The organism is Salisediminibacterium halotolerans, assembly GCF_003814815.1.
GTDB lineage: Bacteria > Bacillota > Bacilli > Bacillales > Salisediminibacteriaceae > Salisediminibacterium > Salisediminibacterium halotolerans.
The window spans coordinates 32,265-58,283 of record NZ_RKQQ01000005.1 but is presented as its reverse complement, the minus strand read 5'-3'; the positions used below and the strand labels follow the sequence as shown (position 1 = coordinate 58,283).

The window sequence follows — 26,019 nt, the reverse complement described above, 5'->3', positions numbered from 1 at the left end:
CTTGAACCATTCATGCGTAAGTTTACTGTCTGTTGCCGTCTTCCTGACACTGCTTATGGCTGTAAACGGCTGCCAACAAACAGAAGAGCAAAAATCAGGCGGATATGCGCCTGAACGAAATAATGCGGAACTGTCTGCAACCGACTTGCACTTTTCCAACGATCTTCTTGACAGCATTGAGTTAACCGAAATCGAAGCGGAGAGCGCCGAGATTCAAAATCCCGATCACATTCACGTACTCGTAAACGATGATCACGTCTTGCCCGACTCGTATACACCGAACGATCTCACTGTACCGGACGTCCGCTTCAGTTTTGATGAAGAACTTGACCGCCGCTTAATGCGGGAAGAAGCGGCCGAAGCGCTTGAACAACTATTCCGTGCTGCCGACGCAGCGGAGCAAGAATTGTTTGCCGTGTCCGGCTACCGCTCCTATGAGCGTCAAGAACAGCTTTTCACAGCCGCTGTGAATGAACACGGCGAGGAAACCGCCCGAGAAACATCTGCGGCCCCCGGAAGCAGCGAGCATCAAACGGGGCTGGCGATGGACGTTTCGAGCAGGAGCAACAATTTGTTGCTGAACACGGATTTCGCTGATACAGACGAAGGGCAATGGGTCGAAGAGCACGCGCATGAACACGGCTTTGTCATCCGTTATCCCGAAGGTGAAGAAGACATCACCGGAATCACGTTTGAACCGTGGCACCTTCGTTACGTCGGCGAGGACGCTGCAGAAGAACTTGATAACAGCGGCCTGACGCTTGAAGAGCTGATCGAGAAGGCGCGCGAATATCAAGACGGGCCGGCCTGACCGTCGCGTCAGATTGTTGACAAAGTCATGATATCGTCAGATGTCAGCTTGTATAAAGGCCTGAGGACGAGGCATCGTCCGCCTTATGTCCTGCGGGCGAGCGCCGAGATGCTGGGTCATCCTCTTCGTTTCAAACGGCGCAATTTCCATATTGTTCTGCAAAGTAAGAAAGCCGAGCAGCCACTCCTCCGACGCCTCCGGGAAAGCAAGCGACGAAGATCCGGATTCGGCGGTCTGAGACCGCCGAATGCTAGCTGAGTCCTTGCCTGGGGCAAGCGGAGGTAGAGGCTGCTCGGCTTACGTCAAAGTAATCATTCGTCTACAGTCTAACGGGCCGGCCTGACCGCCCGTTTACGTGTACGCCGGCAAGGGATCTGCAAACGCCGTCCAATCCGTCTCCATTTCTGCGTCGCTTAACAGGCACTGATCAAGCGAATGCTCTACGGCGTGTCGGTCGAATTTGATTCCGATAAAGACGATCTCAGTCATCCGGTCGCCGTACGTATCGTCCCAGCGGTTTATAAGCTCCGGATCTTCAGCAACCAGCTCGCGTTGTTCGTCTTCCGGTGAACAGGCAATCCATTCTCCCGCGCCTTCAATCATCAGCGACGAACCGGCTTGGGATAAGAGGCCGGCTGTATCGTGTCGCGATGCGAGCCAAAAAAAACCTTTCGCTCTGACGATTTCGGCCGGCCAGTTTTCCAGCCATTCGGTGAGACGCTGCGGATGAAACGGACGTTTGCGCCGATAAACAAACGAACTGATCCCGTACTCTTCGGTTTCCGGTACGTGCTCTTCATTTAATTCCTTTATCCATCCGGCGCCTTGACTCACTTTTTCAAACTGGAACGCATTGGTATGGAGAATCTTCGCCAACGGCACCTCTGCGTTCACCGTTTCAATGATTTCCGCATCGCCGTTTAATTTACGAATCATCCCTTTAAGCTTCTCGGTATTTTCTTCATCTAATAAGTCTGTTTTATTTAATAAAATCACATTGGCAAATTCGACTTGATCAATTAACAGATCGACAACCTCGCGTGCGTCTTCTTCATCGTCGGTTTGCTTACGGTCCAGAAGACTCTCCCCGGATTGATAATCGTCCCAAAACCGGTTCGCGTCGACGACAGTCACCATCGTATCGAGCTGACACAATTCAGGCAAATTGATCCCCAGCTCTTCATCCATATACGTAAATGACTGAGCGACGGGAATCGGTTCGGAAATTCCTGTCGATTCAATCACGATGTAATCAATGTCCCCTGCGTTCACAAGCTTTTCAACTTCAATAATTAAATCCTCGCGCAACGTGCAGCATATACAGCCGTTCTGCATTTGCACGAGCTTTTCGTCGGTCCGCGATACGCCTCCTTGTTGAACGAGCGACGCATCAATATTCACTTCACTCATATCATTGACAATTACGGCAGCTTTCAAGTCCTCGCTGTTGTGCAAAATATGATTAAGGAGCGTGGTCTTTCCTGCCCCTAAGTACCCGCTTAATACCGTCACCGGAATTTTTTCAGCCAATCTTGACACTCCTTAATAAGATCTTTTACGCAAGGTTAAATCGTAACAATTACGTTTTAATCATAAAGGATTTGCTTAACTTCTGCAACCGAAAATCTGTCGTCTCGGGGCGGATCGTCATAACCAACACAAAAAACCCCTCTGCCAGGGTTGGATGGCAGAGGGGTTGAACGCGGGGTCCTGTCCACAAGGTCCCCGTTTTTTTGCTGTTGAAAATTAACGCTTCGAGAATTGCGGAGAACGGCGTGCGGACTTGAGTCCGTACTTTTTACGCTCTTTCATGCGAGCGTCACGCGTCAAGTAACCGGCTGCTTTAAGCACCGGACGGTATTCCGGATCTGCTTCTAAAAGCGCACGGGCAACACCGTGACGGATCGCACCGGCTTGACCGGTGTAACCGCCGCCGTCAGCGTTGACGAAAATGTCGTACGTTCCTTCTGTTTCCGTCTCAACGAGCGGCTGTCGGCAGACAACGCGCAATGTTTCGAGATCGAAGTATTCGTTAATGTCACGATTGTTAATGATGATTTTGCCGTCGCCAGGGACGAGGCGTACACGTGCAACAGAGTTTTTGCGGCGCCCTGTTCCGTAATATTGAACTTGTGCCAAGTGAATTCCCTCCTTCTGTATTAACCGCGGATTTCGAGTGTTTCTGGTTTTTGTGCAGCGTGAGGGTGCTCACTGCCTGCATAGACGTTCAGCTTTTTGTACATTTGACGGCCGAGACGTCCTTTCGGGAGCATTCCCCAGATCGCCAGCTCAAGCATTTTTTCCGGCTTGCGGCTGTTCATTTCTTCAGCTGTTGCCGTCTTCAGGTTACCCGGTGTGCGGCTGTGACGGTAGTACTTTTTGTCTTCCCATTTGTTTCCTGTCAAGTGAATCTTGTCTGCGTTGATAATGACAACGTGGTCGCCTGTATCGACATGCGGCGTGTACGTAGGTTTGTGCTTTCCGCGAATCACGCTCGCTACTTCAGATGATAGACGGCCCAATGTTTGGCCTTCCGCGTCGACAACATACCATTTACGCTCTACCTCATGGGCTTTTGCCATATATGTGCTGCGCATTTAATTTCCCTCCTAAATCTAACTTACCAATGACTAACTGACTTGTTTACGATCAGATTCCGTACCCGGGGCTAGTGGGCATAAGAATACCATAGACCATCATATAACATCGGTATCCCGGTGTCAATAACAGCATCGGTTTTTTTCGTGCCGATTTACGTGTTTTTTAACCCGCGTAAACAGCGGTTCAAATCGTCCTCATGGTAAAACACGTTCATCAAATACAGTCCGTTTCCCGGCACCGTTATGCCCGCCTCTGTACGGTCCTTTTTAGCGAGAAGTTCCGGTATATACTCCGCCCGCCATTCGCCGCGGCCGACTTTAAGAAGGGTGCCGACAAGCACGCGCACCATTTGGTATAAAAAACCGCTCCCGACAAAGCGAAACTCCCAGTCGCAGCCATCTGTCGTGATCTCAATCCGGTAAATCGTGCGGACTTTATTTTCAACGTACGTTTTCGGGGAGCTGACACTGGAAAAATCGTGCGTTCCTTCAAAATAACGGGCTGCCGTTTGCATCGCTTGCCAATCGAGCTGATCGCGCAAATGCATCGCGTAATTGCGCCGGAAAACATCCCGGGAGGCCGACGTGTACAGCCGGTAACAATACTCTTTGCCGATTGCATCATGGCGCGCGTGAAAATCGCTGTCGACAAACGAAACATCCAAAACATGCATATCTCGCGGGATGCACGTACTTAGCGCCATCGGCCAGCGCTCTTTCGGAATCGACAGTGGCGTATCAAACTGCACCGGATGACGGACACCGTGGACCCCTGTATCCGTCCGGCCTGAGGACAATGACGGCCAATGTTCGGCTTTATGCAGCTTGGCCAATCCTTTTTCAAATTCTTCTTGAACGGTCCGGCTCGTCACTTGACGCTGATAGCCGTGAAAACCGGCGCCGTCATAAGACAGCTGTGCGAGGATCCGTTGCATCCGTCTTCTCTCCTTCACATCCTTTATATAAACCAGCGGCTAAGCACCGACCAAACGGCAAACAATACGAATAGCAGCATGACCGCTGTATCACTGTTCTTCCATCGCAGCTGGCGAAACTTCGTCCGCCCTTCGCCGCCGGCATACCCGCGCGCTTCCATCGCTGTTGCCAAATCTTCCGCCCGTTTAAATGACTGAATAAACAGCGGCACTAAAATCGGAATGACCGCTTTAAGCCGTTTCCAAAGCGAACCTTCGCTGAAATTTGCGCCCCGGGTCATTTGCGCCTTCACAATTTTTGATGTTTCGCCGAGGAGCGTCGGAATAAACCGCAAGGCAATCGACATCATCAGCGCCAATTCATGTGTCGGCACGTTGATTTTCGCCATCGGCTTCATCAGCCTCTCCATCCCGTCGGTTAAATCTACCGGCGTCGTCGTCAGCGTGAGCATCGATGCCATCGTAATCAACAAAAATAAGCGGTACCCGATCAAACCGCCCTCGATTAAGCCTCCGGAATAGACGCGCAAAAAGCCGAAGTCAAACACGAGCGCGCCTTCTTGGGTCATAAAAAGATGCAATAAAAACGTAAATAAAATAATCAGTGCAATAAAGCGCATCCCTTTGAGATAAAAACGAAACGGAATACCGGCCAATAAAAAAGCTGTGACGGCGAGCAACAATGCCAACGTCAGCGCAAACGGATCGCGGGTTAAAAATAAAAAGATCAAAAATACAAATACCGCACCCAGCTTGGCCCGCGGGTCCAGCGCGTGTACAAAAGATTTACCGGGGATGTATTGGCCGATAATGACGTGATCAAACATCTTCTTGCCCCCTGCCGTTTGTCTCAAGCCACCGGCTGATCCTATCCGCGGCAGCATCAAGCGTCAGCGGCCGGTTGTCACCGGCAGGAAAAGGACCGCAATCAGCTAATGCCTCGATAATTGAGACCGTCCGAGGCTGTCCGAGCTCTCTGGCAGCCAATTCCCCGCTGCGTTCGAACAAATCCTCCGGCGTTTCGTGCATGACAGCATCGCCGCCTGACATAACGATAATGTCATCCGCAAACGCCGCAGCATCATCGATGTTATGCGTGACGAGGACGACGGAGCGCTCAGGTTCTGCTTTGTACCAATCGTGAAAAAATTGCATCATCGTCGCCTGTCCTTCCGGGTCGAGACCGGCTGTCGGTTCATCAAGCACGAGCATTTCGGGTTCAAGCGCCAGTACACCGGCTATCGCGACACGGCGCATCTGACCGCCGCTTAAATCAAACGGCGAACGGTCAAACAGCGCCTCGCTGATCCCCGTCTCCGCGAGCCATTTTCGGGCCCTTTGTTCGGCTTCCTCGCGATCGAAGCCGAAGTTTAACGGGCCGTACATCACATCATCGAGCACGGTTTCATCGAACAGCTGATGCTCGGGAAATTGGAAAACCATCCCGACCCGGCGCCGCAAAGCCTGCAAATTCCGCTGCTTTGTATTCGGGGAAATCGGCGTGTCTCCAACCGTCAACGAACCCGCCGTCGGCTTTAAAAGCCCGTTAAAGTGCTGCACTAATGTTGATTTACCGGACCCCGTCTGTCCCAAAACAGCGGTGAACTGTCCAGAGGGAATCTCCAGAGTGACCTGCTCCAGCGCCGTCCGCTCAAACGGTGTTCGCGGCATGTAGATGTAGCTCAAGTTGTTTGTTTTAATCTGCATAATTGTTGAACCAGCTCCTCATCACGCAATACCGCAGCCGGAAGAAAGATACCGCGGCCGGCTAATTTTTGCTGCAGGCGGCGGGCGAACGGCGGCATAAGTTTCGCTTCTTCTAACAGAGCCGAATCCTCCAGCACTGCCGACGGGGACCCGGACGCTAACACTTTCCCTTCATACAAAACCAACAGCCGATCAGCGCTTAAGGCCTCTTCAACGTCATGCGTGATCGAGATGATTGTCATATCATGTTCGCGGCGCAGCGTATGCATCATCTGCAGCACTTCTTGTTTGCCGTTTGGATCCAACATCGACATCGCCTCATCAAACACAAGCACACGCGGATGCAGCGCCATCGCTCCGGCAATTGCCACCCGCTGTTTTTGTCCGCCTGAAAGCCGGTGCGGTTCTTCATTTTCTAAGCCGTTGAGGCCGAGCTGATCAATATTTTCCGCGACGCGCTTTTCCATTTCTTTAAAGGGGATCCCTGCGTTCTCGAGACCGAAAGCAACATCATCCTGCACGGTCGGAGCAACAATTTGATTGTCCGGATTTTGAAAGACCATGCCGACTTGTCGGCGCACAGCAGTCCAGTTTCTTTCACGGCCGGTCGACAGACCGCACGAAACAACCTCGCCTTTTCCGGGAACAAGCAGTGCATTAAAAAACTTCGCCAGTGTTGACTTGCCGGAGCCGTTCGGGCCTAAAATGCTGACCCATTCGCCTTGTTCAATCGTGACGTTTACGTTTTTCAAGACGTCTGCATCGTTCTCGCCGTAACGGAATGAAACTTCTTTCACTTCGATCACTGCTGCCATTCAGACCGACTCCTCCGCAAAGAAAACTGATGATACAAAAAAAGGGCAGAACCACCGTCTGAATCAGACTTGGTGTCTTACCCTTAAAAACGTGCTTTACTCGTCAGCTTCAACGAGTTCGATAATTGCCATTGGCGCACCGTCGCCTTTTCGGGGTCCAAGCTTCATGATGCGCGTGTAGCCGCCTTGACGGTTCTCAAAACGTCCGGCAATATCGTCGAACAATTTTTGTACAGCGTCTTGACCTGTCTCTTCGTCAGCTGTTTCTTTACGTACATAAGAAGCTGCTTGACGGCGAGCATGCAAGTCACCGCGTTTACCAAGTGTGATCAGTTTTTCGACGATTGAACGAAGGTCTTTCGCTTTCGCTTCTGTCGTCTCAATCCGCTCACTGATAATAAGATCCGTAGAAAGATCGCGGAACAATGCCTTGCGGGCAGAAGTATCGCGTCCTAATTTTCTGTATGACATGTCAGTCCCTCCTTCTTAACTGTTTCTTCCCGCCGGGCAGGTTGACACCTCCCGACAGAAGGTGAACTACTCTTCTTTGCGAAGACCGAGATTCAGTTCGTGCAGTTTTTCCTGCACTTCCTCTAATGACTTGCGTCCAAGGTTTCGAACTTTCATCATGTCGTCTTCTGATTTCTGTGTCAGTTCCTGCACCGTATTGATGCCTGCGCGCTTAAGGCAGTTGTAGGAACGAACAGACAGATCCAGTTCTTCAATTGTCATTTCAAGAACTTTCTCTTTTTGATCTTCTTCTTTTTCGACCATGATCTCCGCTTGTTGCGCTTGATCTGTCAGGCCGACAAATATATTTAAGTGCTCGTTCATGATTTTTGCACCGAGTGAAACGGCTTCTTCAGGACGAATGCTTCCATCAGTCCAGACATCAAGTGTCAGTTTATCAAAGTTGGTCACTTGACCGACCCGAGTATTTTCCACTTGATAATTCACACGCGAAACCGGTGTGAAAATTGAGTCTGTCGGAATAACGCCGATTGGAAGGTCATCTGTATTATTCACTTCTGCCGGCACATACCCGCGTCCGCGCTTAGCTGTAATCTTCGCTTGGAATTGGGCCCCTTTGGAAAGGGTGGCAATATGAAGATCAGGGTTTAAAACCTCCACATCACTGTCGTGCATAATGTCGGCAGCCGTTACAACTCCCTCACCTTGCGTATCGATTTCCAATGTTTTATCGTCATCAGAAAAAATCTTCAGCGCGAGCTGTTTCAAATTGAGAATAACGGTCGTCACATCTTCAACGACGCCCTCAATTGTTGAAAATTCGTGCAGCACTGAATTGAACTGCGCGCTCGTAACAGCCGATCCGGGCAAAGAATTTAAAAGAATGCGGCGCAAGGCGTTGCCCAACGTGGTTCCGTATCCTCTTTCCAATGGTTCAACGACGAATTTTCCGTACGTTGCATCTTCGCTCAGTTCGACCGTTTGAATTTTTGGCTTTTCTATTTCAATCATTCAACAAACCCTCCTTCAAAACGTCGAAACCCCGGCTGTGAATTCGGCACAACCGGAATCCCTCTTGGGCACACCTCGACCTTGATCACGAAACTGACTATCGTTTCTACATCCGTTCTTGGCTGTTGCACCATGACAAAGCGGGTACGGCAAACCGCACCAACGCAATCATCATTATACCCGACGACGTTTTGGCGGACGGCAGCCGTTGTGCGGTACCGGGGTCACATCACGGATCATATTCACCTCAAGGCCAGCTGCCTGAAGGGAACGAATTGCCGCTTCACGACCGGAACCAGGGCCTTTTACAGATACACCTACAGATTTCATACCGTGTTCCATCGCAGATTTTGCAGCTGTGTCGGCTGCAGTCTGAGCGGCAAACGGTGTCGATTTACGGGAACCTTTGAATCCGAGTGCGCCGGCGCTTGCCCAGGAAATTGCATTTCCTTGCGTGTCCGTAATCGTAACAATTGTATTGTTAAACGTGGAACGAATATGCGCAACACCGGACTCTACATTTTTACGTTGACGACGTTTTGCACGAGTCGTTTTTGGTTTAGCCATAACTGAACATGACCTCCTTTACTTTTTCTTGTTCGCCACTGTGCGGCGTGGACCTTTTCGTGTTCTTGAGTTATTTTTCGTCTTTTGTCCGCGTGTCGGCAACCCGCGACGATGACGAATACCACGGTACGATCCGATTTCAATGAGACGCTTTACGTTTAGAGATTCTTCACGGCGAAGATCTCCTTCAACCATAACACCGTCGACAACTTCGCGGACTTTTGCGAGTTCGTCTTCTGTCAGGTCGCGTACGCGTGTCGTTTCGGATACACCTGCTTCTTGAAGGATTTGACCCGCTCTTGAGTGGCCAATTCCGTATACGTAAGTGAGAGAGACGCCCACTCGCTTATCGCGAGGGATGTCAACACCAGCAACACGTGCCATGCGCTTACACCTCCTGTGTGATTAACCTTGCTTTTGTTTGTGTTTCGGATTGTTGCAAATGACCATGACGGTACCTTTTCGGCGAATAACTTTACATTTTTCACAAATGGGTTTCACTGATGGTCTGACCTTCATGTTAATTACCTCCTTATATTGCGGAGTGACTGAACCTCATTGATCTATTTATAACGATACGTGATCCGGCCGCGTGATAAGTCATACGGAGACAACTCAACAGTTACTTTATCCCCTGGTAAAATACGAATGTAGTGCATACGGATTTTACCGGAGACGTGCGCGAGGATCTTGTGCCCGTTTTCCAGTTCTACTCGGAACATCGCATTCGGAAGCGGTTCGATGACCGTTCCTTCAACTTCGATTACATCTTCTTTGGCCATGAATTTACTCTCCTTCCTTCAGTAAACTGTTCTCAAGATAACTTGAGATGGCAAATCGCAACTTGGCATTAGTGACACGGCCCGTTTCATCAATGCTATTCTTTACTTCAGGAGCAATAATCTTTAAGCCTTGAATGTGTGAAATGTTCTTCTTTTTCGCGCGGTCGACTTTGCGTTTGTCGCCGTCAGCAATCCGCACGAAACGGTCATCAAGCACTTCGATCACACAGGCGTACTGATTTTGGTCCCTTCCATTCAGAATCCGCACAAGTTCACCGACTTGCGGAATCGATTCAGGATCCTTCATATTGTAACCACCTTCATTCGGCAATTGTCAAAATTTCATATCCTGTATCCGTAATCGCAATCGTGTGTTCAAAGTGCGCACACATTTCCCCGTCGGCCGTGACGACAGTCCAGTTATCCTCAAGTGTGCGGACGTGTCTGGAACCGGCGTTCACCATTGGTTCAATCGCCAATACCATACCTTTTTTCAGGCGCGGACCTTTTCCTGGCGGTCCGAAATGCGGAATTTGCGGATCTTCATGAAGGTCTTGACCGACCCCGTGGCCGACATATTCACGCACGATTGAGAACCCCCGCTCTTCAACGCAGGTTTGAATCGCATGCGAAATATTCGAAAGCCTCTCGCCCGGACGGGCTTCTTCCAGTCCGCGGAAGAGCGACTCTTTCGTTACTTCCAGCAGTTCAGCTGTTTTGTCATCGATTGTTCCAACGGGATACGTCCAAGCGGAGTCACCATGATAACCTTGATAATCGGCGCCGACATCGATACTGATAATATCGCCGTCTTTTAAGGCCCGATCACTCGGGATACCATGAACCAACTGCTCATTTACTGAAACGCAAATGCTGCCGGTAAATCCACTGTAGCCTTTAAAAGATGGAATCGCATCATACGAACGAATAAATTGATCGGCAATATCGTTTAATTCGTTTGTCGTCACACCGGGACGAATGTGCTTTTGCAGCTCGCGATGCGTCAAAGCGACAATCTTCCCTGCATGACGCATGATGTCAAGTTCACGGGAGGTTTTGCATATGATCATTGACGGCTTCCTTTCAAAAGGGCGTCAACGTCTGCAAAGACATCGTCGATATCTTGTTTTCCATCGATGTTACGAAGGTAGCCTTTTTCACTATAAAAGTCAACCAGCGGCTGTGTCTGCTCCATGTTTACTTCCAAGCGCTTATCTACGGTTTCAGGCTTGTCATCATCGCGCTGCATCAATTCGCTGCCGTCTTTGTCGCACTTGCCGGCTTCCTGCGGAGGATTGAAAACTTCGTGATACGCTGTTCCGCACGTCGGACAAATCCAACGGCCGGTCAGGCGTTTAAACAGATCCTCTTTTGGAACTTCAACATAGATGACATGATCCAACTGACGATCAAGACTGCTGAGCATGTCTTCAAGGGCAGTAGCTTGTGCGACGGTACGCGGAAAGCCGTCGAGCAGAAAACCGTTTTTACAGTCATCTTGGCTCAAACGTTCTTTAACAATACCGACCGTCACTTCATCCGGTACAAGGGCGCCTTCATCCATGTAGGATTTTGCCTCTTTGCCGAGTTCAGTGCCGTTTTTAATCGCTGCTCGGAACATATCTCCAGTAGAGATGTGCGGAATACCGTATTTATCCACGATTTTATCCGCCTGTGTTCCTTTCCCTGCACCGGGAAGACCCATTAAGATTAAGTTCATGTCTATCCACTCCATCGTTCTGATCTTAACGATCGATGGCGAAGGGAGACAAAAGCTCCCGTTCGTTTATCTGATCGCTCTATGAGTCAACCTTAAAGTTGGGGTCAACTCGACAGTTCTTCAGCCGAATCAATGTCGGCCGCTGACTGTACGATTAAACCTCTTCGGCTGTTCCGCCTGCTGCTTCGATCGCTTCTTTCGCTGAACCGGAGAATTTGTTGGCTTTGACAGTCAATTTGCGTTCAATACTGCCGTTACCGAGAATCTTGATGCCGTTTTGCGCGTTTTTGACGGTTCCTGTCTCGACGAGAAGCTCAGGTGTTACTTCTGTTCCGTCTTCAAAACGGTTCAACGTTTCAAGATTAACAACTGCGAATTCTGCACGGTTCGGGTTTTTAAACCCGCGTTTTGGCAAGCGGCGGATAATCGGCATTTGACCGCCTTCAAATCCTGGACGGACACCGCCGCCCGAACGGGCATTTTGACCTTTTGTTCCGCGGCCGGCCGTTTTGCCGTTGCCTGTTCCGATTCCGCGTCCGACACGGTTGCGTTTTTTACGCGAACCTTTTGCTGGCTGCAATTCGTGAAGTTGCATGTTGACACCTCCTTAGCTTTTCATCGTGTTTATGCGTTTGTTTCTTTCACGTCGACGAGGTGTGAAACTTTGTTCACCATACCCCGCATCGCGTCATTATCTTCTTTCACCACGGTCTGGTGCATTTTGCGAAGCCCGAGGGTCTTCACTGTCACCCGCTGATCCTTCGGTCGTCCGATCAGGCTGCGTGTGAGGGTGATTTCTAATTTATTAGCCATGCCAAATCCCTCCTTAACCCTGCAACTCTTCGATAGATTTGCCTCGTAGTTTTGCAACTTGCTCAGGGCTCTTCAAGCTGTCGAGTCCTTGAATGGTTGCGCGAACCATATTAATTGGATTGTTGGATCCTAAAGATTTGGAAAGAATGTCACCGATCCCGGCTAATTCGAGGACAGCGCGGACCGGTCCGCCCGCAATAACACCTGTACCTTCAATAGCAGGTTTTAAGAGCACATTACCTGCGCCGAATTCTCCAGTGATTTGGTGAGGGATGGTTGTACCTTGGATAGGTACTTGAACCAAGTTTTTCTTTCCGTCTTCGATCGCTTTACGGATTGCTTCCGGTACTTCGACTGCTTTACCCATACCGAAACCGACGTGTCCGTTTTTATCTCCAACGACAACGAGTGCGGCAAAACGGAAGCGGCGTCCGCCCTTCACGACTTTCGCTACACGGTTGACTGTTACAACTCTTTCTTCGATTTCCAGTTTGCTTGCATCGATACGCAAATTGTTTCCCTCCTTTTAACGTATATTAAAACTTGAGGCCTGCCTCGCGAGCAGCATCAGCAAGTTCTTTGACGCGTCCGTGATAAAGGTAGCCGCCGCGGTCGAACACGACTGTTTCATACCCATTATCGATCGCACGTTTACCAACGAGTTCGCCAACTTGACGAGCTGCTTCCTTGTTCCCGCCATTTTCCAATTTCAGTTCTTTATCTAAGCTCGATGCGCTTGCAACTGTGACGCCAGCGACGTCATCAATCAGCTGCGCATTAATATGCTTGTTGGAACGGAAAACATTTAAACGGGGACGTTCAGCAGTGCCGGTGATCGATTGACGGATGTGCGTGTGCCGCTTTTGGCGCGCTGCGTTCTTATCAGTCTTTGTGATCATTGAACGTCATTCCTTTCTTTCCGTGATTAGGGGTTATTTCCCTGTCTTACCTTCTTTTTGCTGTACATATTCACCGCTGTAACGGATACCTTTTCCTTTATAAGGTTCAGGCGTTCGCTGTGAACGGATGTTTGAAGCGAGTGCTCCAACTTTTTCTTTGTCGATTCCTTTAACAATCAGCTCAGTGTTTGACGGAACATCAATTTCAAGACCGTCGCCTTCAACAAATTCAACCGGGTGAGATAGACCCACGTTTAAGATGATTTTGTTTCCGGATTTCTGTGCACGGTAACCGACTCCGACAAGCTCCAATTTCTTTTCGAAACCTTTGCTCACACCGTCAACCATGTTTTGGATCATGCTGCGAGTCGTTCCGTGAAGAGCTTTATGATCTTTATGATCAGACGGGCGTTCAACAGTGATCACATTCTCTTCCTGCTTGAGAATCATATCGCCGTGAAGTTCACGCGAAAGTTCACCTTTCGGCCCTTTAACACTGACAGCGTTGTTGTCGATTTTCACTTCCACATCAGAAGGAACCTCAACTGGTTTCACACCAATTCGTGACATGCCTTACACCTCCATTCCTTACCTTTTTAATTACCAAACGTAGGCGAGTACTTCTCCGCCGACTTTTTGTTGACGAGCTTCTTTATCTGTGATGACACCAGTAGATGTTGATACAACTGCAATGCCGAGTCCGCCTAAGACACGCGGAATTTCATCAGATTTTGCGTAAACGCGCAAGCCCGGTTTACTGATTTTCTTCAGTCCGGTGATAACTTTTTCGTTGTCTGCACCGTACTTCAGGAAGATACGAAGGATACCTTGCTTGCTATCCTCAATAAATTCGTAATCACGGATGAAACCTTCACGCTTCAAAATGTCCGCGATTTCGCGCTTAATCTTGGAAGCTGGGAGCTCCAAGCTTGTGTGACGTACTGTATTCGCATTTCGAATGCGAGTTAACATATCAGCAATAGGATCTGTCATGACCATCGTATTTACCTCCTTCCTATAAACGGGTTTACCAGCTGGCTTTTTTGACGCCCGGAAGTTGACCTTTGTGTGCAAGCTCCCGGAAGCAGATACGGCACAGCTTGAACTTACGGATAACACTGTGCGGACGCCCGCAGCGTTCACAGCGAGTATAATTCTGAACCTGGAACTTTTTCGGTTTTTGCTGCTTAGCAACCATTGATTTTTTCGCCAAGATCTTCACTCCTCTCTTTTGGCAAACGTATTATTTTTGAAATGGCATGCCCATATGAGTGAGTAGTTCACGCGCTTCTTCATCTGTGTTAGCAGAAGTCACGATGACGATGTCCATTCCGCGTACTTTATCGACATTATCGTAATTGATTTCCGGAAAAATCAGTTGCTCTTTAACACCGAGAGTGTAGTTTCCGCGGCCGTCAAATGCCTTCTTGGAAACACCGCGAAAGTCGCGGACACGCGGCAGTGATACAGCAATCAGTTTGTCAAGGAAGTCATACATGCGTTGGCCGCGCAATGTTACTTTGGCGCCGATCGGCATGCCTTCACGGACTTTAAACCCTGCGATCGATTTCTTCGCTTTCGTTACGAGCGGCTTTTGACCGGTGATTTGTGTCAATTCCTCAACCGCTTTGTCGAGCACTTTTGAGTTTTGCACGGCTTCACCGACACCCATGTTAATAACGACCTTCTCTATTTCCGGCACTTCCATGACAGAAGAATAATTAAATTTTTCTTTCATAGCCGGTGTTATTTCTTGTTTATACTGTTCTTTTAAACGGTTCATCGAGTTAACCTCCCTTCAGCCGACGGCGATTACTGATCAAGTGATTCGCCGGATTTTTTCGCGATACGCACTTTCTTTCCGTTTTCCACTTTGCTGCCTACCCGTGTTGGTTCGCCGGTTTTTGGATCAATCGGCATAACGTTGGATACGTGGATCGGAGCTTCCTGATTAAGAATTCCGCCTTGCGGATTCGATTGTGACGGTTTTGCATGTTTTTTAATCATGTTGACACCTTCAACAAGCACTCGTGATTGAGACGGGTATGCTTGAAGAATTGTACCTTCTTTGCCTTTGTCTTTGCCGGAGATGACTTTGACGTTATCTCCTTGCTTGACATGCAAGTTTGGTTGAGACATGAGGGCACCTCCTCTTAACTCTTAATTTCCATACATTGATTTATTACAGTACCTCTGGAGCGAGGGAAACGATCTTCATAAAACGGTTTTCGCGCAGTTCGCGGGCAACCGGTCCAAAAATACGTGTTCCGCGCGGGCTCTTGTCATCGCGGACAATAACAGCCGCATTTTCATCAAAACGGATGTAAGAACCGTCAGCACGGCCGGCACCGCTTTTCGAGCGTACGATTACTGCGCGGACGATTTCGCCTTTCTTGACAACGCCGCCCGGTGTTGCATTTTTCACTGCGCAGACAATTACATCACCGATGTTTGCTGTCTTGCGGCCAGTTCCGCCCAACACCTTAATACACTGCAGTTCACGAGCACCTGAATTATCTGATACTTTTAATCGGCTTTCTTGTTGAATCATAAACTTTTACCTCCCTTCAGGTCAGCAAACAAAAACAATCGTTAGACGACGACAGCTTCTTCAACAATTTCAACGAGGCGGAAACGCTTGTCTTTAGACAACGGCTTTGTTTCCATGATTCGTACGACATCATTGATTTTTGCTTGATTGTTTTCGTCATGGACCTTGAACTTTTTGGAATATTTTACGCGCTTTCCATAAAGCTTGTGCATTTTATACGTCTCGACCACAACAGTGATCGTTTTGTCCATCTTATCGGATGTAACACGACCGACATAACTTTTGCGGTTATTTCGTTCTTCCACGGTGAGACCTCCTCTCAAGGACTATTCGTTCGTGATCCCTAGCTCACGTTCGCGCAAAACTGTTTTTGCACGGGCAATCGATTTTTTCACTTCTTTAATGCTGGCCGGATTATCGAGCTGTCCGGTTGCAAGTTGAAAGCGAAGGTTGAAAAGCTCTTCTTTAAGAGACGTTGTTTTCTGTTCGATTTCAGCAGTGGTCAGGTTGCGGATATCATTAGCTTTCATTTGCGTCACCACCCACTTCATCTCGTTTTACAAATTTCGTTTGAATTGGCAGTTTGTGCGATGCAAGGCGCAGCGCTTCGCGAGCGACTTCTTCGGAAACTCCGGCAATTTCAAACATGATTCTCCCTGGTTTTACGACAGCGACCCAGCCTTCTGGCGCTCCTTTACCGGAACCCATGCGAACTTCCAATGGCTTGGATGTGTAAGGCTTGTCCGGGAAAATCTTAATCCATACTTTACCGCCACGTTTCATATAACGTGTCATAGCAATACGTGCTGCTTCAATCTGTCGGTTTGTGATCCAAGACGCTTCCGTTGCTTGCAAACCGTATTCACCAAAAGTAACTTCCGTCCCGCCTTTTGCGCGGCCGCGCATTTTTCCGCGGTGTTCGCGACGGTATTTTACACGTTTAGGCATTAGCATGATTAGTTTCCTCCTTCCTCTTCATTCGTTCCTTTTGTTGGAAGGACTTCGCCTTTATAAATCCACACTTTAACACCGAGTTTACCATACGTCGTGTCAGCTTCTGCATGACCGAATTGAATGTCTGCTCGCAATGTGTGAAGCGGTACAGTTCCTTCACTGTACGATTCGTTTCGGGCGATGTCTGCTCCGCCAAGTCGTCCGGAGACTTCTATACGGATACCTTCCGCACCGGAACGCATTGTACGCTGAATTGATTGTTTCATTGCACGGCGGAAAGAAATTCGCGCCTCTAATTGACGGGCAATGTTTTCTGCAACCAATTTCGAATCAAGGTCCGGCTGTTTAATTTCGTTAATGTTAATATGAACTCGCTTGCCTGTAAGCTGGTTAAGAGCTTTTCGCAGAGCTTCTACTTCCGCGCCGCCTTTACCGATCACCATTCCTGGCTTCGCAGTGTAAATGGTAACATTTACACGGTTAGCAGCACGCTCAATTTCAATCGTAGAAACGGAAGCTTCTGTGAGCCGCTTTTCCAAATATTCACGAATTTGAATGTCTTCGTGAAGCAGGTCAGCATAATCATTGTCTGCGTACCATTTAGATTCCCAGTCGCGAATGACGCCGACACGGAATCCGTTCGGATTTATTTTTTGACCCACGCTTATCCCTCCTCTTTTTCTTTGAGTACGACTGTGATGTGGCTCGTACGTTTGTTAATACGGCTTGCGCGTCCCATCGCACGTGGACGGAATCGCTTCAGCGTTACACCTTCATCTACATATGCTTGGCTGACAACCAAGTTATCAGGTTCCATTTCATAGTTGTGCTCGGCGTTCGCAATGGCGGAGTTTAAAACCTTCTCGACTACCGGAGACGATTTTTTCGTTGTGTGTTTCAAAATTGAAACGGCTTCGCCAACCTCTTTGCCGCGAATCAAGTCTACGACAAGGCGAACTTTACGAGGAGCAATACGCACTTGTTTTGCAACTGCTTTTGCTTCCATGAATAGTACCTCCCCTCTTTAATTAGCGTCGTGTTTTTCTGTCGTCTGCGGCATGGCCTTTAAATGTACGTGTCGGTGCAAATTCACCGAGTTTGTGCCCGACCATGTCTTCAGATACGTATACCGGAACGTGCTTACGGCCGTCATAAACAGCGATTGTAGCACCGATAAATTGCGGGAAAATTGTTGAACGGCGTGACCATGTTTTAATGACACGCTTGTCATTTGATTCTTTTTGCGCTTCGACTTTCTTCATCAAATGCTGATCGACAAAAGGTCCTTTTTTCAAACTGCGACCCATGTTTGTACCTCCCTTCGCGACTGCGCTACGGCTCTCAGCGAGAACCGTAGATCAATCCCGTTATTTTTTCTTCTTCTTCTTACGGCGACGAACAATGTACTTATCCGACGGCTTGTTTTTCTTCCGTGTTTTGTAACCGAGTGTCGGCTGTCCCCATGGTGTAACCGGAGAAGGCATACCGATTGGTGCGCGTCCTTCACCGCCGCCGTGAGGGTGATCACTAGGGTTCATAACAGAACCGCGAACAGTAGGGCGCTTGCCTAACCAGCGTGAACGGCCTGCTTTACCGATGTTAACAAGCTCGTGTTCAATGTTGCCGACTTGGCCGACTGTCGCACGGCAAGTTGACAAAATCAAACGTGTTTCGCCGGAACGAAGACGTACGAGTACGTAGTCCTCTTCTTTACCGAGCACTTGTGCTTCAGCTCCTGCAGAGCGAACGAGCTGGCCGCCTTTTCCTGGTCGCATTTCGATGTTGTGAATGACCGTTCCGACCGGAATATCTTTCAGTTGCAATGCGTTGCCGACTTTAATGTCAGCTTCTTTGCCGGAAAGAATTTCTTGGCCTACTTTTAAGTTCTTCGGTGCAAGAATGTAACGTTTTTCTCCGTCTACATAATTGATTAACGCGATGTTTGCAGAACGGTTTGGATCGTATTCGATTGTGGCAACGCGGCCCGGAATACCATCTTTGTCGCGCTTGAAGTCAATAACACGGTATTTCCGCTTATGACCGCCGCCTTGATGACGTGTTGTAATACGGCCGTAATTGTTTCGGCCCGCCGATTTATTTAACGGCTGCAGCAACGATTTTTCCGGCTGATCTGTCGTGATCTCGGCAAAATCGAGTGTAGACATAAACCGTCGACCGTTTGTGGTCGGTCTGTACTTTTTAATAGCCATCTTGGTTTCCCTCCTTCACTGTGTGGTTGTATTAAGCTCCTTCAAAAAACTCAAGCTCTTGGCTGTCTTCTGTGAGCTCAACAATGGCTTTTTTGCGCTTGCGTGTATAGCCGGTATAGCGGCCAAAACGCTTGAATTTGCCTTTATAATTCATTGTGTTCACGTTTTTGACTTCGACATCAAAAATTTCTTCGATCGCATTTTTGATTTCGATTTTGTTGGCTTTAGGCTCAACTTCAAACGTGTATTTCTTGTCGACCATCAGGTCCGCAGAACGTTCTGTGATGACCGGGCGCTTAATAATATCTCTTGCGTTTGCCATTATGCAAGCACCTCCTCTACTTGTTTCACAGCATCTTGAGTAATGAGGACCTTATCGTTGTGCAGAAGATCCAAAACATTTACTCCGTCAGCCGTCAAATATTTCACGTTCGGAAGGTTTTGCGCAGAAAGCGCCACATTGCTGTTGAATGAATCCGTAACAATAAGGGTTTTTTCTTCTGCAGACAAACCTTTTAAAATTTCTTTCATTGCTTTTGTCTTCGGAGCTTCCAGGCTCAATTCGTCGAGTACACAAACCGCATCATCATTGACTTTCGTCGAAAATGCTGATTTCAATGCTAAACGACGCTGTTTTTTCGGCATTTTAAAGCCGTACTTACGCGGTGTCGGGCCAAAGGCGACGCCTCCGCCGACCCAAATTGGTGAACGGATTGATCCGTGACGGGCACGGCCAGTTCCTTTTTGACGCCACGGCTTTGCGCCGCCGCCGGAAACATCCGAACGTCCTTTAACAGAATGCGTTCCTTGTCGTTTTGACGCTTGCTGCATAATGACAGCTTCATATAAAACACTCTCATTTGGTTCAACGCCAAAGACGTTGTCTGAAAGTTCAATTTCGCCTACTTGCGAGCCAGCTTGGTTATACATTGTTACTTTAGGCATCTGGGCTCCTCCTTTCTTTCAAAAAGTTATACTGATTTGATCGCTTCTTGTACAGTGACAAAGCTTTTCTTCGGACCAGGGACATTCCCTTTAACAAGCAGCAGGTTTCGTTCCGCGTCAACCTTTACAATTTCAAGGTTTTGGATCGTAACTTGCTCGCTTCCCATTTGTCCCGGAAGAAGTTTACCTGGGCGCACGTGGTTCGGATCGATCGGCCCCATCGCACCTGGGCGACGGTGGTAGCGAGAACCGTGTGTCATCGGCCCGCGGGATTGGTTATGGCGTTTGATCGCACCGGAGAACCCCTTACCTTTCGATTTTCCGGTTACGTCAATGACGTCACCTTCCGCAAAAATATCAACTTTGACTTCTTGACCAATCTCATAGTCCGCTGTGTCTACGCCGCGGAATTCCTTAACGAAGCGCTTAGGGTTTGCGTTTGCTTTTTCTGCATGACCTTTTTCAGGCTTTGTTTGACGGCTCGGTTTCACATCAGCGATGCCGATTTGAACGGATTCATACCCGTCGCTCTCTTCTGTTTTCTTTTGCAAAACCACGTTTGGTTCTGCTTGAATCACAGTTACCGGAACAACTTCGCCGTTGCTGCTGAAAATTTGGGTCATACCCAGTTTCTTTCCTAAGATTCCTTTGGTCATGAGTCACACCTCCTGTTATCTTTTTTGTTTATTTAACTTGACGACTGTTATTTATAACTTGATTTCAATATCTACGCCGGATGGCAGATCCAATCGCATCAGTGCATCGACTGTTTGCGGTGTCGGCTCTAAGATATCGATTAAACGTTTGTGTGTGCGCATTTCGAATTGCTCACGCGCATCTTTGTGCTTGTGCACTGAACGCAAAATTGTGTAGATCGACTTTTCTGTCGGAAGCGGGATCGGACCGGAAACGCCGGCACCTGATCGCTTTGCGGTGTCTACAATTTTTTCTGCAGATTGATCGAGTACACGATGATCATACGCTTTTAATCGAATACGAATCTTTTCTTTTGCCATTTGATGACCTCCTTTTTCGCCCATTTTTATGGAAATAGACTTGCTCCCTGAAAATTTCCCCACACCTTCCCATGGCAAAGGGGCCGGGTGTGTCAGCAACCTTTCAGATCATTGCCTGTCAAGTGACCAACATGAAATAGTATACAAGAATCGCGCCTGCGATGCAATACTTTTCATTGCATTTCCTCGGGTCACACTTGATTTATTATACAGACCTGCCCTATGAATTTCAACATCTTTCGAAAATTTTTCTCGAGTCCGGTGTATAAAATTCGAATTCTTTCATTAATTAGATAAAAAACCGGTTAGGCAGCAAAGGCCTAACCGGTTTACACAGTATTATTGAAGATTCAATAACAAATATTACTCAGTGATTGACGCAACAACGCCGGCACCGACAGTACGTCCGCCTTCGCGGATAGAGAACTTCGTACCTTCTTCGATCGCGATCGGCGCGATCAATTCAACTGTCATTTCTACGTTGTCGCCAGGCATAACCATTTCAACGCCTTCCGGCAGATCGATGATTCCTGTTACGTCCGTTGTACGGAAGTAGAATTGCGGGCGGTAGTTGTTAAAGAACGGTGTATGACGGCCGCCTTCGTCTTTAGACAGAACATAAACTTCCGCTTGGAATTTCGTGTGCGGTGTGATGGTCTTCGGCTTCGCGAGAACCTGTCCGCGCTTAATGTCGTCACGGCTTACACCGCGCAGAAGTGCACCGATGTTGTCGCCTGCTTCTGCATAGTCAAGAAGCTTACGGAACATTTCAACACCAGTAACAGTTGTTTTACGGGAATCTTCGTCGAAACCGATGATTTCAACTTCGTCACCGACGTTTAACTGTCCGCGCTCAACACGGCCTGTTGCAACTGTTCCGCGGCCAGTGATGGAGAAGACGTCCTCAACCGGCATCATGAACGGCTTGTCTTTGTCACGGTCCGGTGTCGGGATGAAGTCGTCAACGGATTGCATCAAGTCAACGATCGCTTGCTCGTGCTCTTCGTTGCCTTCAAGCGCGAGAAGAGCAGAACCTTTTGTTACCGGGATGTCGTCGCCAGGGAAGTCGTACTCAGAAAGCAGGTCGCGAACTTCCATTTCAACGAGCTCAAGCAGTTCCTCGTCGTCTACTTGGTCTGTTTTGTTCAAGAAGACAACAATCGCAGGAACACCTACTTGACGGGAAAGCAAGATGTGCTCACGCGTTTGCGGCATTGGGCCGTCAGCAGCGGATACAACGAGAATCGCTCCGTCCATTTGCGCCGCGCCAGTGATCATGTTTTTAACATAGTCAGCGTGTCCCGGGCAGTCAACGTGTGCATAGTGACGAGTATCTGTTTCATACTCAACGTGTGCAGTTGAAATTGTGATTCCGCGCTCGCGCTCTTCCGGTGCGCCGTCGATTTGGTCATAAGCCATTGCAGTACCTTTACCGGAATTTTTGTGCAGCACGTAAGTGATAGCTGCTGTCAGCGTTGTTTTACCGTGGTCAACGTGACCAATTGTGCCAATGTTGGCATGCGTTTTGGAACGATCAAATTTTTCTTTTGCCATGATCGGAATCCTCCTTATTATCTTCATAATTATTTTTTTAAGAAAGGCATATGAGGTGAATCATTATGCCTTTCTCAGCTTACAACAAAACTTTTGTTCTGACAATAAACGGACGAATTATTCGCTTGCTCCGCCGCCTTGTTTTTTGACGATGTCTTCAGAAATGCTCTTAGGCACTTCTGCATAATGGTCGAAATGCATCGTGTACTGCCCGCGGCCTTGTGTGTTCGAACGGAGCGCTGTCGCGTAACCGAACATTTCAGAAAGCGGGACGAATGCACGGACAATTTGCGCATTCCCGCGTGCGTCCATACCTTCTACACGTCCGCGGCGGGAAGTGATGTCGCCCATAATGTCGCCCATGTATTCTTCAGGCATGACAACTTCAACCTTCATGAGCGGTTCGAGCAGAACCGGTTTACATTTGTTCTTTGCTTCTTTAAACGCCATCGAAGCAGCCACTTTAAATGCCATTTCGTTGGAGTCAACGTCGTGATAAGAACCGTCGAAAAGACGCGCTTTCATATCAACAACCGGATAGCCGGCAAGAAGACCGTTATCCATTGACTCTTTAACGCCTTCTTGAACTGAATTGATATATTCGCGCGGAACAACACCGCCGACGATATTATCAATAAATTCGAAGCCTGCACCTTCGTCGTTCGGCGTAAACTCGATCCAAACGTGTCCGTATTGGCCGCGACCGCCGGACTGACGGACAAATTTACCTTCACATTCCGCTGATTCGCGGATTGTTTCACGGTAGGATACTTGCGGCGCGCCGACATTTGCTTCCACTTTGAATTCGCGCTTCAAACGGTCAACAATAATATCAAGGTGAAGTTCACCCATACCGGCGATGATCGTTTGTCCTGTTTCTTCATCCGTGTGCGTTTTAAATGTCGGGTCTTCTTCGGCAAGTTTTTGCAGCGCGATACCCATTTTGTCTTGGTCTGCTTTTGATTTAGGTTCAACAGAAAGCGAGATAACCGGATCCGGGAAGTCCATCGTTTCAAGAATGACATGCTCTTTTTCTGCACAGAGCGTATCGCCCGTTGAGGTGTCTTTTAAACCGACACCAGCAGCGATATCACCGGAATAGCAAGTTGAAATCTCTTCACGGTGGTTCGCGTGCATTTGCAGAATCCGTCCCATACGCTCACGCTTATTCTTCGTCGAGTTGTTTACATAGGAGCCGGCGTTAATCATGCCGGAGTAAACGCGGAAGAATGTAAGCTTACCGACGTAAGGGTCGGTAGCAACCTTAAACGCCAGTGCTGAGAACGGTTCTTCATCACCCGGTTTACGAAGTACTTTTTCACCTGTTTCAGAATCTTCACCTTCGATCGCAGCAACGTCTTTTGGAGACGGCAGATAAGCGATAACGGCATCAAGCAGAAGCTGAACACCTTTGTTTTTGAAGGCTGAACCGCAAAGAACCGGGTAAAAATCAACGCTTAACGTTCCTTTACGAATCGCGCGCTGAAGTTCCTCTTCTGTTACGTCTTCGCCTTCTAAGTACTTCATCATCATATCTTCATCGAATTCGGATACGGCTTCAAGCAGTTTGTCACGGTATTCTTCCGCCTGATCTTTGTACTCATCCGGAATTTCACGCTCTTCACTTCTTGTTCCGAGATCGTCTAAATAAAAGTAAGCTTTCATTTGTACAAGGTCAATAATACCTTCGAACTCGTCTTCAGCGCCGATCGGCAGCTGAATTGCCGCAGCGTTTGCTCCGAGACGATTACTGAGTGTGCCTAACGAATAAATGAAGTCCGCACCGACTTTGTCCATCTTGTTAACAAAGACAACTCGCGGTACACCGTAGGTCGTCGCTTGGCGCCACACCGTTTCGGTTTGCGGTTCAACACCGGATTGTGCGTCTAAAACAGCTACTGCGCCGTCCAACACGCGCAAAGAACGTTCTACTTCAACTGTGAAGTCTACGTGCCCCGGTGTATCAATGATATTAATGCGGTGATCGTCCCAGCGGGCTGTTGTCGCTGCTGACGTAATCGTAATTCCGCGCTCTTGTTCTTGTGACATCCAGTCCATTTGTGAACCGCCGTCATGTGTTTCTCCAATTTTATGAATACGGCCTGTATAGAAAAGAATACGCTCTGTTGCAGTCGTTTTCCCTGCATCAATGTGCGCCATGATCCCGATATTACGAGTCTTTTCTAAGGAGAATTCTCGTGCCATTCGTCAACTTCTCCTTCCTTTTCTCTTGTTTAGTGATGGAGCGCCGGGAGAAAAGGTCTGGCTTTTCTCCCTGTTGCATACTCCTCTGCGGTTTTTCGCAGATTACCAACGATAGTGAGCGAATGCTTTGTTCGCTTCAGCCATTTTGTGAGTATCTTCACGCTTTTTCACTGCAGCTCCTGTGTTGTTTGCTGCGTCAAGAATTTCGTTTGCAAGACGTTCTTCCATTGTCTTTTCACCGCGAAGGCGTGCATAATGCACGAGCCAACGAAGTCCGAGTGTCGTGCGGCGATCCGGCTTCACTTCAATCGGTACTTGGTAGTTCGCACCGCCGACACGGCGTGCTTTTACCTCAAGTACTGGCATGATATTTTTCAGTGCTTGTTCAAACACCTCTTGCGGATCGTTGCCTCCGCGTTCACGGACGATATCAAATGAACGATAAAGAATCGTTTGAGCTTTTCCTCGTTTTCCATCAATCATAATACGGTTAATAAGACGAGTGACCAATTTAGAATCATAAATCGGGTCAGCCAACACATCTCTGCGTGGTACTGGTCCTTTACGTGGCATCAAAGTCCCTCCTTTCGGGATTTTCAAATTTTATTAAACTGATTGCGATTAATTAGCGCTTTTTCTTTTTCCCGAGCTTCGTTCCGTACTTGGAACGGCTTTGCTTACGGCCTTCAACTCCGGCTGTGTCCAGTGCGCCGCGCACGATATGATAACGTACACCAGGCAAGTCTTTTACTCGCCCGCCGCGAATAAGGACAACACTGTGCTCTTGCAGGTTGTGACCGACGCCCGGGATATAAGCAGTAACTTCAATCTGGTTTGTCAGACGTACACGCGCATACTTACGCAGTGCCGAGTTCGGCTTCTTCGGTGTCATTGTGCCGACTCTTGTGCATACACCTCGTTTTTGCGGTGAATCTTCGTCTGTCATCTTTTTCTTGTAGCTGTTATACCCTTTGTTCAAAGCCGGTGAATGCGCCTTTTTCGGCTTATCTTGCCGGCCTTTGCGTACAAGTTGATTGATTGTTGGCATCGTTGTTTCCTCCCTTCTTTTCAAAGTATTCAAGCCCACTGGTCCAGGTGGTTCATAAATGGGTAAAAGGAAAGTTTTTACCGGCCGCTTAAGCCGGCAAAAACTTTTTTACTTTTTAATTGCTACGATCGCTGCGTTAACATCAATCCCGCATGCTTTCCCGAGTTTCTTCATAGAATCAACGCGTTCAATCAGCAGTTCTTGACTGTCAGCTGCATCCAACACTTTCCGAAGAACGTCTGGATCGGCATCTTCAGCAACGATGAGCTCTTTGACCTGTTGATGTTCCAGTGCTTTTAATGTCTGCTTCGTGCCCACAACTTTATTCGTTGCCTGCGCTACTTTTTCATAAGACATCACTTTGTATCCTCCAAAGCATCAGGTATTTGGCACACTATGATATAG

The 26,019-nt window shown here is 48.3% G+C and carries 43 protein-coding genes; 1 reads left to right on the top strand and 42 read right to left on the bottom strand.

Annotated features, from left to right (window positions below):
* The first annotated feature begins 1 nt into the window (after position 1).
* On the top strand, positions 2 to 811 hold the full coding sequence (locus tag EDD67_RS09885) for a M15 family metallopeptidase (protein ID WP_242006014.1): 810 nt from the start codon (positions 2 to 4) through the stop codon (positions 809 to 811).
* 351 nt (positions 812 to 1,162) lie between these two features.
* On the opposite strand, the gene EDD67_RS09880 is transcribed toward EDD67_RS09885, so the two are convergent.
* The 42 genes from EDD67_RS09880 to EDD67_RS09675 all read right to left on the bottom strand — a co-directional run bounded on the left by EDD67_RS09880 (position 1,163) and on the right by EDD67_RS09675 (position 25,971).
* A complete protein-coding gene (locus EDD67_RS09880; protein WP_121439885.1) occupies positions 1,163 to 2,341 on the bottom strand; it encodes a GTP-binding protein in 1,179 nt (392 codons plus the stop codon).
* A gap of 216 nt (positions 2,342 to 2,557) precedes the next feature.
* Complete coding sequence (gene rpsI, locus EDD67_RS09875) at positions 2,558 to 2,950, bottom strand: 30S ribosomal protein S9 (RefSeq protein ID WP_093073136.1); 393 nt, start codon at positions 2,948 to 2,950, stop codon at positions 2,558 to 2,560.
* 20 nt (positions 2,951 to 2,970) lie between these two features.
* A complete protein-coding gene (gene rplM, locus EDD67_RS09870; RefSeq protein ID WP_093073137.1) occupies positions 2,971 to 3,408 on the bottom strand; it encodes a 50S ribosomal protein L13 in 438 nt (145 codons plus the stop codon).
* 155 nt (positions 3,409 to 3,563) lie between these two features.
* The gene (gene truA, locus EDD67_RS09865) at positions 3,564 to 4,346 is read right to left on the bottom strand and encodes a tRNA pseudouridine(38-40) synthase TruA (RefSeq protein WP_121439884.1); all 783 of its coding nucleotides are present in this window, start codon (positions 4,344 to 4,346) and stop codon (positions 3,564 to 3,566) included.
* A gap of 23 nt (positions 4,347 to 4,369) precedes the next feature.
* The gene (locus EDD67_RS09860; protein ID WP_121439883.1) at positions 4,370 to 5,173 is read right to left on the bottom strand and encodes an energy-coupling factor transporter transmembrane component T family protein; all 804 of its coding nucleotides are present in this window, start codon (positions 5,171 to 5,173) and stop codon (positions 4,370 to 4,372) included.
* Entirely contained in the window at positions 5,166 to 6,053 is an 888-nt protein-coding gene (locus tag EDD67_RS09855) for an energy-coupling factor transporter ATPase (protein ID WP_121439882.1), read from the bottom strand. The genes EDD67_RS09860 and EDD67_RS09855 overlap by 8 nt, the downstream gene beginning before the upstream one ends.
* Positions 6,029 to 6,868, bottom strand: coding sequence for an energy-coupling factor transporter ATPase (locus EDD67_RS09850; RefSeq protein ID WP_121439881.1), 840 nt, complete (start codon positions 6,866 to 6,868; stop codon positions 6,029 to 6,031). The genes EDD67_RS09855 and EDD67_RS09850 overlap by 25 nt, the downstream gene beginning before the upstream one ends.
* Before the next feature lie 96 nt (positions 6,869 to 6,964).
* Positions 6,965 to 7,339, bottom strand: coding sequence for a 50S ribosomal protein L17 (gene rplQ, locus EDD67_RS09845; protein ID WP_093073142.1), 375 nt, complete (start codon positions 7,337 to 7,339; stop codon positions 6,965 to 6,967).
* Positions 7,340 to 7,405: 66 nt separating this feature from the next.
* Positions 7,406 to 8,350, bottom strand: a complete 945-nt coding sequence (locus tag EDD67_RS09840; protein WP_093073143.1) for a DNA-directed RNA polymerase subunit alpha — start codon at positions 8,348 to 8,350, stop codon at positions 7,406 to 7,408.
* A 174-nt stretch (positions 8,351 to 8,524) separates the two neighbouring features.
* Entirely contained in the window at positions 8,525 to 8,917 is a 393-nt protein-coding gene (rpsK, locus tag EDD67_RS09835) for a 30S ribosomal protein S11 (protein ID WP_093073144.1), read from the bottom strand.
* Between the two features lie 18 nt (positions 8,918 to 8,935).
* On the bottom strand, positions 8,936 to 9,301 hold the full coding sequence (gene rpsM / locus EDD67_RS09830) for a 30S ribosomal protein S13 (protein ID WP_093073145.1): 366 nt from the start codon (positions 9,299 to 9,301) through the stop codon (positions 8,936 to 8,938).
* Between the two features lie 21 nt (positions 9,302 to 9,322).
* Positions 9,323 to 9,436 (bottom strand): 50S ribosomal protein L36, encoded by a 114-nt coding sequence (gene rpmJ / locus EDD67_RS09825; RefSeq protein ID WP_093073146.1) that lies wholly within the window; start codon positions 9,434 to 9,436, stop codon positions 9,323 to 9,325.
* 44 nt (positions 9,437 to 9,480) lie between these two features.
* The gene (gene infA / locus EDD67_RS09820) at positions 9,481 to 9,699 is read right to left on the bottom strand and encodes a translation initiation factor IF-1 (RefSeq protein ID WP_093073147.1); all 219 of its coding nucleotides are present in this window, start codon (positions 9,697 to 9,699) and stop codon (positions 9,481 to 9,483) included.
* A gap of 4 nt (positions 9,700 to 9,703) precedes the next feature.
* A complete protein-coding gene (locus EDD67_RS09815; protein WP_093073148.1) occupies positions 9,704 to 10,006 on the bottom strand; it encodes a KOW domain-containing RNA-binding protein in 303 nt (100 codons plus the stop codon).
* A gap of 13 nt (positions 10,007 to 10,019) precedes the next feature.
* On the bottom strand, positions 10,020 to 10,769 hold the full coding sequence (map, locus tag EDD67_RS09810; protein WP_093073149.1) for a type I methionyl aminopeptidase: 750 nt from the start codon (positions 10,767 to 10,769) through the stop codon (positions 10,020 to 10,022).
* Entirely contained in the window at positions 10,766 to 11,419 is a 654-nt protein-coding gene (locus EDD67_RS09805; protein WP_121439880.1) for an adenylate kinase, read from the bottom strand. The genes map and EDD67_RS09805 overlap by 4 nt, the downstream gene beginning before the upstream one ends.
* Before the next feature lie 154 nt (positions 11,420 to 11,573).
* The gene (rplO, locus tag EDD67_RS09800) at positions 11,574 to 12,014 is read right to left on the bottom strand and encodes a 50S ribosomal protein L15 (RefSeq protein WP_093073151.1); all 441 of its coding nucleotides are present in this window, start codon (positions 12,012 to 12,014) and stop codon (positions 11,574 to 11,576) included.
* A 29-nt stretch (positions 12,015 to 12,043) separates the two neighbouring features.
* The gene (gene rpmD, locus EDD67_RS09795) at positions 12,044 to 12,232 is read right to left on the bottom strand and encodes a 50S ribosomal protein L30 (RefSeq protein WP_093073152.1); all 189 of its coding nucleotides are present in this window, start codon (positions 12,230 to 12,232) and stop codon (positions 12,044 to 12,046) included.
* 13 nt (positions 12,233 to 12,245) lie between these two features.
* Complete coding sequence (rpsE, locus tag EDD67_RS09790; protein ID WP_093073153.1) at positions 12,246 to 12,743, bottom strand: 30S ribosomal protein S5; 498 nt, start codon at positions 12,741 to 12,743, stop codon at positions 12,246 to 12,248.
* 25 nt (positions 12,744 to 12,768) lie between these two features.
* Positions 12,769 to 13,131, bottom strand: coding sequence for a 50S ribosomal protein L18 (gene rplR / locus EDD67_RS09785; RefSeq protein WP_093073154.1), 363 nt, complete (start codon positions 13,129 to 13,131; stop codon positions 12,769 to 12,771).
* 33 nt (positions 13,132 to 13,164) lie between these two features.
* Positions 13,165 to 13,701, bottom strand: a complete 537-nt coding sequence (rplF, locus tag EDD67_RS09780) for a 50S ribosomal protein L6 (protein ID WP_121439879.1) — start codon at positions 13,699 to 13,701, stop codon at positions 13,165 to 13,167.
* 30 nt (positions 13,702 to 13,731) lie between these two features.
* Positions 13,732 to 14,130 carry a 30S ribosomal protein S8 gene (gene rpsH, locus EDD67_RS09775; RefSeq protein ID WP_093073156.1) on the bottom strand — a complete coding sequence of 133 codons (399 nt, stop codon included), beginning with the start codon at positions 14,128 to 14,130 and terminating at the stop codon, positions 13,732 to 13,734.
* Between the two features lie 28 nt (positions 14,131 to 14,158).
* On the bottom strand, positions 14,159 to 14,344 hold the full coding sequence (locus EDD67_RS09770; protein WP_093073157.1) for a type Z 30S ribosomal protein S14: 186 nt from the start codon (positions 14,342 to 14,344) through the stop codon (positions 14,159 to 14,161).
* A gap of 30 nt (positions 14,345 to 14,374) precedes the next feature.
* Positions 14,375 to 14,914, bottom strand: a complete 540-nt coding sequence (rplE, locus tag EDD67_RS09765; RefSeq protein WP_093073158.1) for a 50S ribosomal protein L5 — start codon at positions 14,912 to 14,914, stop codon at positions 14,375 to 14,377.
* 29 nt (positions 14,915 to 14,943) lie between these two features.
* Positions 14,944 to 15,255: a 50S ribosomal protein L24 gene (rplX, locus tag EDD67_RS09760; protein WP_093073205.1), complete on the bottom strand. Its 312-nt coding sequence runs from the start codon at positions 15,253 to 15,255 to the stop codon at positions 14,944 to 14,946.
* A 58-nt stretch (positions 15,256 to 15,313) separates the two neighbouring features.
* Positions 15,314 to 15,682 (bottom strand): 50S ribosomal protein L14, encoded by a 369-nt coding sequence (rplN, locus tag EDD67_RS09755; RefSeq protein WP_093073159.1) that lies wholly within the window; start codon positions 15,680 to 15,682, stop codon positions 15,314 to 15,316.
* 41 nt (positions 15,683 to 15,723) lie between these two features.
* On the bottom strand, positions 15,724 to 15,987 hold the full coding sequence (gene rpsQ / locus EDD67_RS09750; protein WP_093073160.1) for a 30S ribosomal protein S17: 264 nt from the start codon (positions 15,985 to 15,987) through the stop codon (positions 15,724 to 15,726).
* Between the two features lie 21 nt (positions 15,988 to 16,008).
* Complete coding sequence (rpmC, locus tag EDD67_RS09745; RefSeq protein WP_093073161.1) at positions 16,009 to 16,212, bottom strand: 50S ribosomal protein L29; 204 nt, start codon at positions 16,210 to 16,212, stop codon at positions 16,009 to 16,011.
* Entirely contained in the window at positions 16,202 to 16,636 is a 435-nt protein-coding gene (rplP, locus tag EDD67_RS09740; protein ID WP_093073162.1) for a 50S ribosomal protein L16, read from the bottom strand. Before rplP ends, rpmC begins: the two co-directional genes overlap by 11 nt.
* A gap of 2 nt (positions 16,637 to 16,638) precedes the next feature.
* Positions 16,639 to 17,298 carry a 30S ribosomal protein S3 gene (gene rpsC, locus EDD67_RS09735; RefSeq protein ID WP_121439878.1) on the bottom strand — a complete coding sequence of 220 codons (660 nt, stop codon included), beginning with the start codon at positions 17,296 to 17,298 and terminating at the stop codon, positions 16,639 to 16,641.
* Between the two features lie 2 nt (positions 17,299 to 17,300).
* Complete coding sequence (rplV, locus tag EDD67_RS09730) at positions 17,301 to 17,642, bottom strand: 50S ribosomal protein L22 (RefSeq protein ID WP_093073164.1); 342 nt, start codon at positions 17,640 to 17,642, stop codon at positions 17,301 to 17,303.
* Between the two features lie 22 nt (positions 17,643 to 17,664).
* A complete protein-coding gene (gene rpsS / locus EDD67_RS09725) occupies positions 17,665 to 17,943 on the bottom strand; it encodes a 30S ribosomal protein S19 (protein WP_093073165.1) in 279 nt (92 codons plus the stop codon).
* A 60-nt stretch (positions 17,944 to 18,003) separates the two neighbouring features.
* Positions 18,004 to 18,846 (bottom strand): 50S ribosomal protein L2, encoded by an 843-nt coding sequence (rplB, locus tag EDD67_RS09720; RefSeq protein WP_093073166.1) that lies wholly within the window; start codon positions 18,844 to 18,846, stop codon positions 18,004 to 18,006.
* Positions 18,847 to 18,877: 31 nt separating this feature from the next.
* The gene (gene rplW, locus EDD67_RS09715; protein WP_093073167.1) at positions 18,878 to 19,168 is read right to left on the bottom strand and encodes a 50S ribosomal protein L23; all 291 of its coding nucleotides are present in this window, start codon (positions 19,166 to 19,168) and stop codon (positions 18,878 to 18,880) included.
* The gene (gene rplD / locus EDD67_RS09710; RefSeq protein ID WP_093073168.1) at positions 19,168 to 19,791 is read right to left on the bottom strand and encodes a 50S ribosomal protein L4; all 624 of its coding nucleotides are present in this window, start codon (positions 19,789 to 19,791) and stop codon (positions 19,168 to 19,170) included. The genes rplW and rplD overlap by 1 nt, the downstream gene beginning before the upstream one ends.
* A gap of 26 nt (positions 19,792 to 19,817) precedes the next feature.
* A complete protein-coding gene (rplC, locus tag EDD67_RS09705) occupies positions 19,818 to 20,447 on the bottom strand; it encodes a 50S ribosomal protein L3 (RefSeq protein ID WP_093073169.1) in 630 nt (209 codons plus the stop codon).
* Positions 20,448 to 20,498: 51 nt separating this feature from the next.
* The gene (gene rpsJ, locus EDD67_RS09700) at positions 20,499 to 20,807 is read right to left on the bottom strand and encodes a 30S ribosomal protein S10 (protein ID WP_093073170.1); all 309 of its coding nucleotides are present in this window, start codon (positions 20,805 to 20,807) and stop codon (positions 20,499 to 20,501) included.
* Between the two features lie 363 nt (positions 20,808 to 21,170).
* Positions 21,171 to 22,361, bottom strand: coding sequence for an elongation factor Tu (tuf, locus tag EDD67_RS09695; RefSeq protein ID WP_121439877.1), 1,191 nt, complete (start codon positions 22,359 to 22,361; stop codon positions 21,171 to 21,173).
* 117 nt (positions 22,362 to 22,478) lie between these two features.
* The gene (gene fusA, locus EDD67_RS09690) at positions 22,479 to 24,566 is read right to left on the bottom strand and encodes an elongation factor G (RefSeq protein WP_121439876.1); all 2,088 of its coding nucleotides are present in this window, start codon (positions 24,564 to 24,566) and stop codon (positions 22,479 to 22,481) included.
* A gap of 102 nt (positions 24,567 to 24,668) precedes the next feature.
* Entirely contained in the window at positions 24,669 to 25,139 is a 471-nt protein-coding gene (rpsG, locus tag EDD67_RS09685; protein ID WP_093073173.1) for a 30S ribosomal protein S7, read from the bottom strand.
* A gap of 52 nt (positions 25,140 to 25,191) precedes the next feature.
* Complete coding sequence (rpsL, locus tag EDD67_RS09680; protein WP_121439875.1) at positions 25,192 to 25,614, bottom strand: 30S ribosomal protein S12; 423 nt, start codon at positions 25,612 to 25,614, stop codon at positions 25,192 to 25,194.
* A gap of 108 nt (positions 25,615 to 25,722) precedes the next feature.
* Positions 25,723 to 25,971 (bottom strand): 50S ribosomal protein L7ae-like protein, encoded by a 249-nt coding sequence (locus EDD67_RS09675; protein ID WP_121439874.1) that lies wholly within the window; start codon positions 25,969 to 25,971, stop codon positions 25,723 to 25,725.
* Positions 25,972 to 26,019 lie beyond the last annotated feature (48 nt).